We start from the raw sequence: 6,584 nt of genomic DNA, 5'->3' as shown, positions 1-6,584 counted from the left end.
AGGCGGACATTGTTTGTGTAGCCGCGATTTCAATCGCCGGGGCTTCATTAGTCCGCGGAGGCGGACATTGTTTGTGTAGCCGCGATTTCAATCGCCGGGTATTCTTGCAAACAATCATCTAACTAACGACTGAAGCCTGAGCCGCCAAAGCATCCCGCACTCGCTGGTTGCTAATTTCGCCATCACGAGCCACACAGGAACCAGCAATGATATCATCTTCAAAATTTAAATTGAGTTCCTTATCTTTCAGCATCAACTGAAGCAAAGCCGAGACATTCTTCGAGTAAGTTTCACTAGCGTGTACTGGCATCGACGACGGTAAATTAATCGGACCGATGACATTAACTCCGTTCCATTCAACATCTTTGCCTGCTTCCGTACACTCACAATTGCCACCTTGTTCCGCTGCCAAGTCAACAATTATTGCTCCCGGTTTCATTTGAGAAACCATTTCTCTGGTAACTAAAATCGGGGCTTTTCTACCAGGAACTTGAGCGGTTGTAATTACTGCATCAGAAGCGCCGACGTGCTGGGTGAGCACTTGGCGGGTGTGTTCTTTAGCTGCTTCTGATAATTCTTTAGCATAGCCGCCTGCTGCTACAGTTTCTTCTTTGAGTTCGACATCAATAAATTTAGCGCCCAAACTTTGCACTTGTTCTTTTGTTTCCGGGCGGATGTCAAATGCTTCGACGACTGCGCCCAAACGACGTGCTGTGGCGATCGCCTGTAAGCCCGCAACGCCCACACCCATCACCAATATTTTCGCGGGGCGAATTGTACCCGCCGCTGTTGTCAACATCGGGAAATATTTCGGTAATGCACAGGCTGCAATCAGTACGGCTTTGTAGCCGGCGACGTTGGCCTGGGATGATAGTGCATCCATGCTTTGGGCGCGGCTGGTGCGCGGAATCATTTCCATGCTGAATGCAGTTATTTTGCGATCGGCCAACCGCTGTACTAACGCCGGATTTCCCAAGGGATTCAAAAATCCGATGAAAACTCCTCCTTCGCGAAGTTGGTGAACTTCTGATTCTTTGAGCTCCCCGATTTTGACGACGACATCGGCTTCGCCCCACAGCGTAGCGGTATCGGCGACAACACGAGCTCCGGCTTCTTCGTAAGCAAGATCCGAGAAAAAGGATTTTGCACCCGCACCCGCCTCAACCCAAACTTCGACGCCTTGTTTGACTAATCGGGCTACAACGTCGGGTACTAAGGCTACCCGGCGTTCCTCTGCTTCGACTTCTTTGGCGATCGCTAATTTCATGGACTCTCCTTATACTCTAGACACAGACATAGACAGGGCGGTTGAAACCGCGTCTACACAGACAAAACCTGACGGGAGCAGGTTGAAATTCAAATTTCCCAGTCGGCGTCCGGCGGACATCGTTTGTGTAGGCGCGATTTCAATCGCTGGCTGTCTTCGTTTGTTTGGCGTGCGACTTCAATCGCTGGCTTCTCACGTTGATACTAAAGCCGATCCCCAAAATTACACTCGCTTCTTTAACTTGTCTTATAGATTCAAATTCACTAAACTGTTAACCTTGCAGCCCAGGGTGATATGATACAATGCTGCCTAATTCGGTAGTTTGAATGTCTGTTGTCAGTATTATTACGCAAAAAAAAATTGAGCGAGCGCGGGCGTTTCGGCTGAGAGAATTATTGAGAAATTCGGTATATTGTAGGCTCGATCGCAAATTTCGGGCGATCGATATTTAAGCTTCACCAGCAGTTTGATTAGAGGAGTGATTATGAAACGATTATTTTCAGCACTAGCAGTTACAGGTTGCTTGCTGACAGGCTTACCGGCCATCAGTTTAGCCCAGTCGATGCCCGGATTCACGATTTTCGGCGGCCCAGAACGCGCCAACCAGTTAAACTATCGCTTGGATTACGGCAAAGCCGGAATGGTTGGCGACAGATACCGGCTGCGAATTCCTTCCAAAAAAGTAAGTTTGGCGATCGCCCAACTCAACATTACTTATCCAGACTATTACAAAGGCGAATTCGACCAAAAAGACATTAAAGTGCGCGTCAAAGACAAAACAATAGCATTGCAAGAAGTAATCTGGGACAAAGAAAATCGATTCATAGAAATTTATCCCGCAGAGCCAATTCCTGCCGGTAACAACGTTGAAGTTGTCCTCTCCAACGTCAGAAACCCAAGTCCGGGCGGAATGTACCATTTCAACGTCCGCATTCGCACTCCTGGGGACGTTCCATTGATGCGTTATTTAGGGACTTGGCTGTTGAGCATTGATTGAGGTTCCCGGAAGCAAATTTTAGCTAAACAGGCGATCGCGACAGAAAAACTCAACTGTGGCGATCGTTTTGCTGTAGGGAAGAAATTAACAAGATAATTCGCGATCGCACCGATGGCCAGAAACCGGGTTTTTTCTCAAAAATACTAGATTGCAGCCCGCAGATACGCAAAAAACCCGGTTTCTTTGCAAGGAGTGCATAAACCCTGAATACTCAAATCCTAATTTTCCGAAATCCTAAAATAGAACCAGAGGCTCATACCGCAATTGTATTTGATTCGTAAAATAAGTCTATGGTAATTCCCCGATGGTTGCCCTAACTAATTAGACGTATGCTCCGGGGCGCTACCATACAAAATATTGACGAAACTGATACATGAATCTTCTAGCAAAAATCAAAAAAATCAAACTTCCGCCAGCACTGCGATCGCAAAACTACCGCCTATTTTTTGCAGGACAAGGCATCTCGCTGATTGGCAGTTGGATGACCCAAGTTGCTACAGTGTGGCTGGTCTACAATTTAAGCGATTCACCTTGGATGCTGGGCGTAGTCGGATTTACCAGTCAAATTCCCACATTAATCTTACTGCCTTTTGCCGGAGTTTTAATCGATCGCACGAATCGGCACCGAGTGATAATTGCCACTCAAATCTTAGCGATGGTTCAATCCTTAGCCCTAGCATTTTTAGCGCTAACAGGAGTCATCAACATTTGGCAAATCCTGATACTGAGTTTCTGTCAAGGAGCAATCAACGCCTTTGACGCGCCCGCACGGCAAGCTTTTGTGTCCGAGCTCGTAGAAAAAAAAGAAGACTTAGCAAATGCGATCGCCCTCAACGCTTCCATGTTCAACGGAGCGCGACTCATCGGCCCAGCAATTGCCGGATTAGTGATAGGTACAGTCGGCCCGAGTTATTGTTTTCTGCTGGACGGAATCAGCTACATCGCCGTCATTGCAGGCTTATTAGCAATGAAGATCAAACCCCGTAAAATAGCAGCAAGCAATACCAAACCCTTACAAAGATTAAAAGAAGGATTCGATTACGCCTTCGGATTTCCCCCGATTCGAGCCATCTTACTGCTATTAGCATTAGTCAGCTTCGCCGGAATGTCCCACACAGTATTAGTCCCAATTTTTGCCACCAAAATTCTCAACGGCGGCCCGCAAACCCTCGGATTTTTGATGGCAGCTTCCGGAGTCGGAGCATTTGCAGGCGCGATTTATTTAATCGGACGAAAAAGTATCGTAGGCATCGGCAAACTGATTGCAATTTCGCCAGCAATCATGGGATTTGGATTGATTGGTTTTGGCTTGTCCCGCATTTTGTGGCTGTCATTAATCATGATGTTGTTTGTAGGATTTGGTTTCATCATCCAATTTGCCGGAGGAAACACATTTTTGCAAACAATAGTAGAAGACGACAAACGTGGCAGAGTAATGAGCATCTACACGATGGCATTTTTTGGAGTGACACCGTTTGGTAATTTAGTAGCAGGTGGAATGGCAAATTATATCGGCTCTCCCAATACAGTCATACTTGGTGGTATAATTTGTATTTTAGGTTCAATAATTTTTACCAGACAGTTGCCAGCTTTAAAAAACTTAGTCAGACCACTTTATCAAAAAATGGGTTTAATTTCCTAAAAAATTGGTAAACTTCTCTCCTTCTTGATTCCCCTCTCTTACTCTGCGCCCTCTGCGCCCTCTGCGGTTAAAAAATCCAAATTCATTACACCAGAGGTAAAACCAATGGCAAATACCAGTGCAATTCCCCAGAAGCAGAGCGACGATCGCGTTCCCCTAAAAACCTGGATCGGCGTCATGGGAACAATTCTCGGCGCATTCATGGCAGTTTTGGACATCCAAATCACCAACGCTTCTCTCCGAGATATTCAAGCAGCTTTAGGCGCAACATTAGAAGAAGGTTCTTGGATTTCCACCGCCTATCTAGTCGCAGAAATAGTCGTCATTCCGATTACGGGTTGGCTGTCGCAGGTGTTCTCAGTGCGCCGCTACATCTTGGTAAATGCCGCTTTCTTTGTCTTCTTTTCCATGTGCTGCGCTTGGGCGTGGAATTTGACTTCAATGATTGTATTTAGGGCTTTACAAGGATTGAGTGGCGGAATTTTAATTCCGATGGCTTTTACGTTTTTGCTGACCAATTTGCCGCCCAAAAAGCAGCCGATTGGCATGGCGATGTTTGCACTGACAGCGACTTTTGCACCATCGATTGGCCCGACATTGGGAGGTTGGCTGACGGAGAATTACGGCTGGCAATATGTCTTTTATTTAAACTTGGTGCCGGGGCTGATGCTGCTAGCTGCTGTGTGGTATGCCGTCGCCCCTGCACCGTTGCGGCTAGAACTGCTCAAAGGTGGCGACTGGTGGGGAATTGCCTCAATGGCGATCGGCTTGGGTTCCCTCCAAGTTGTGTTAGAAGAAGGCAGCCGCAAAGACTGGTTTAGTTCTGATTTTATTGTGCGTTTAAGCATAGTTGCTGCTATATTTCTCGGCGCTTTTTTCTGGATTGAACTAACTCGAAAAAAACCGTTTATTAATCTACGACTGCTAACTCGCCGCAATTTCGGCTTAGCAACTATTGTCAATGTTTCGTTAGGTGTAGGATTGTACGGTTCGGTGTTCATTTTACCACTGTATTTAGGTCAGATCCAGCAGTACAATGCCATGCAAATTGGCGAGGTAATTATGTGGGCTGGCGTACCGCAGTTATTCATCGTGCCGGTGGTGCCGAAATTGATGCAGCGCATCGATATGCGGTTGCTAATCGGTATAGGTGTGAGTTTGTTTGCGGTGAGTTGTTTTATGAATGCCAGCATGACTCACGAAACGGGTATCGATCAGTTGCGTTGGTCGCAATTAGTTCGCGCTGTCGGGCAGCCTTTAATTATGGTGCCGCTGTCAACGATCGCAACTGCTGGTATGGAGAGACACGAGGCTGGTTCGGCTTCGGGTTTGTTTAATATGATGCGAAATATGGGAGGTTCGATGGGGATTGCGGCCTTAGCAACTTTGGTGACGCAGCGCGAGCAATTTCACTCGAATCGATTGGGGGAATCTGTTTCTTTGTACAATCCGGCGACGCAGGAAAGACTTAATCAAATGACTCAGTATTTTGTGAGTCGCGGTGCTGATTTGAGTGTGGCGAAAGAACAGGCAATTAAGGCGATTGATGGTTTGGTTCGTCGGGAAGCTTATGTGATGGCTTTTAATGATTGTTTTTACTTTGTGGGAATTGCTTTGTTGTTAAGCGGGATTGCTATTTTGGGTTTTCAAAAGGTGAAACCGGGTGCTGGTGGTGGGGGTGCTCATTGAGATTCAGCGCTTTCTTCTATATAAAAAAGCGCTGAAGCGCAACAACGTACCTCAAGAAATGTTTTTTAGTTTATTCACCATTCTTGTTGGGCTTCTGCTTCTGCTTGGATTAAATTTTGTCGTAGTTGCACCCAATCTATTTGATTAGATGGCAAATCTTCGATGAGTTTTCCGCGCTGTAAATGCAGAATTCTGGTGCTAAATTGCTCGGATAATTCTAATTGGTGATTGACCATTAAAATTGTGGTTTGATTGTTAGTTAGCTGTGTCAATACTTCCAAAAGGTTGGCGGCTTTTCCTGCATCGAGGGCGGATGTTGGTTCGTCTAAAAGCAAGATTTTTGGTTGTAGAATGATGCCGCGGGCGATCGCCACTAACTGCTTTTGGCCCGTGGAAAGCTGCAATTCCGTGCGATCGAGTAATTCTTGGGGTATCCGCAGTTGTGCGATCGCCCCGCTAATTCTCTCAGCAATGTTTGATGAATTCACGCCCCGCAGCTTCAAAGGATAAGCCAAAGCTTCCCGCACCGACATCCCCAACAGCTTCGATTCCTGTAGAATCAGGGTAATTTGGCGCCGAAGTTCGATCGCCGGAATTTGCCGGTATTCCGTATTTTCAAGATAAATCGAGCCAGTCGTGGGGCTGCTGAGTCGGTTTAACAACCGCAACAGCGTAGTTTTCCCAGCCCCCGAAGGGCCGACAATTGCGACGCGATCGCCCTTTTGTACCTGAAACGAGATATTGTCCAATAAGTAGCTAGAGGCGATCGGTGTTTTCAAACTTACACCATCAACCCGCAATTGAGGAGTAGTTTCTGGATAATTTTCAGAATAATTAGGCATTAAATTAATTTAAAATATGATATTTCTGCAAGCAAATATGTGTGTAGGGGCGAAGCATTACCGCAATCAGCATAAGATTATAACTAATAACTTATATGCGGTAATGCTTCGCCCTCTTCAAAACCCAGATGCACCCGAATTTCACAT

5 protein-coding genes are annotated in these 6,584 nt (G+C 46.3%); 3 read left to right on the top strand and 2 right to left on the bottom strand.

Annotation, left to right across the window (positions count from 1 at the left end; genetic code table 11):
• Positions 1–118 precede the first annotated feature (118 nt).
• The gene (locus JGK36_RS08395; RefSeq protein ID WP_293196695.1) at positions 119–1,267 is read right to left on the bottom strand and encodes a Re/Si-specific NAD(P)(+) transhydrogenase subunit alpha; all 1,149 of its coding nucleotides are present in this window, start codon (positions 1,265–1,267) and stop codon (positions 119–121) included.
• 484 nt (positions 1,268–1,751) lie between these two features.
• On the opposite strand from JGK36_RS08395, the gene JGK36_RS08390 reads away from it, so the two are divergent.
• The 3 genes from JGK36_RS08390 (at position 1,752) to JGK36_RS08380 (ending at position 5,595) form a co-directional block, all read left to right on the top strand.
• Entirely contained in the window at positions 1,752–2,264 is a 513-nt protein-coding gene (locus tag JGK36_RS08390; RefSeq protein WP_293178156.1) for a DUF2808 domain-containing protein, read from the top strand.
• Positions 2,265–2,637: 373 nt separating this feature from the next.
• Positions 2,638–3,906 carry an MFS transporter gene (locus JGK36_RS08385; RefSeq protein ID WP_293178151.1) on the top strand — a complete coding sequence of 423 codons (1,269 nt, stop codon included), beginning with the start codon at positions 2,638–2,640 and terminating at the stop codon, positions 3,904–3,906.
• Between the two features lie 105 nt (positions 3,907–4,011).
• On the top strand, positions 4,012–5,595 hold the full coding sequence (locus JGK36_RS08380; protein WP_293196694.1) for an MDR family MFS transporter: 1,584 nt from the start codon (positions 4,012–4,014) through the stop codon (positions 5,593–5,595).
• Positions 5,596–5,669: 74 nt separating this feature from the next.
• Here JGK36_RS08380 and JGK36_RS08375 read toward each other — a convergent pair whose 3' ends face one another.
• Positions 5,670–6,437 (bottom strand): ATP-binding cassette domain-containing protein, encoded by a 768-nt coding sequence (locus JGK36_RS08375; protein ID WP_293196693.1) that lies wholly within the window; start codon positions 6,435–6,437, stop codon positions 5,670–5,672.
• Positions 6,438–6,584 lie beyond the last annotated feature (147 nt).

It is taken from the genome of Microcoleus sp. PH2017_35_SFW_U_B, from assembly GCF_020737865.1.
In the GTDB taxonomy this organism is placed as follows: Bacteria; Cyanobacteriota; Cyanobacteriia; order Cyanobacteriales; family Microcoleaceae; genus Microcoleus.
Note: the sequence above shows the minus strand (reverse complement) of the source record. Positions and strands in the feature narration are given on the sequence as shown.

Excerpts from the sequence above, each read along its gene's own strand:
- JGK36_RS08385 (WP_293178151.1), top strand. The coding sequence starts at position 2,638 with ATGAATCTTCTAGCAAAAATCAAAAAAATCAAACTTCCGCCAGCACTG.
- JGK36_RS08380 (WP_293196694.1), top strand. The coding sequence starts at position 4,012 with ATGGCAAATACCAGTGCAATTCCCCAGAAGCAGAGCGACGATCGCGTT.
- JGK36_RS08395 (WP_293196695.1), bottom strand. The coding sequence starts at position 1,267 with ATGAAATTAGCGATCGCCAAAGAAGTCGAAGCAGAGGAACGCCGGGTA.
- JGK36_RS08390 (WP_293178156.1), top strand. The coding sequence starts at position 1,752 with ATGAAACGATTATTTTCAGCACTAGCAGTTACAGGTTGCTTGCTGACA.
- JGK36_RS08375 (WP_293196693.1), bottom strand. The coding sequence starts at position 6,437 with ATGCCTAATTATTCTGAAAATTATCCAGAAACTACTCCTCAATTGCGG.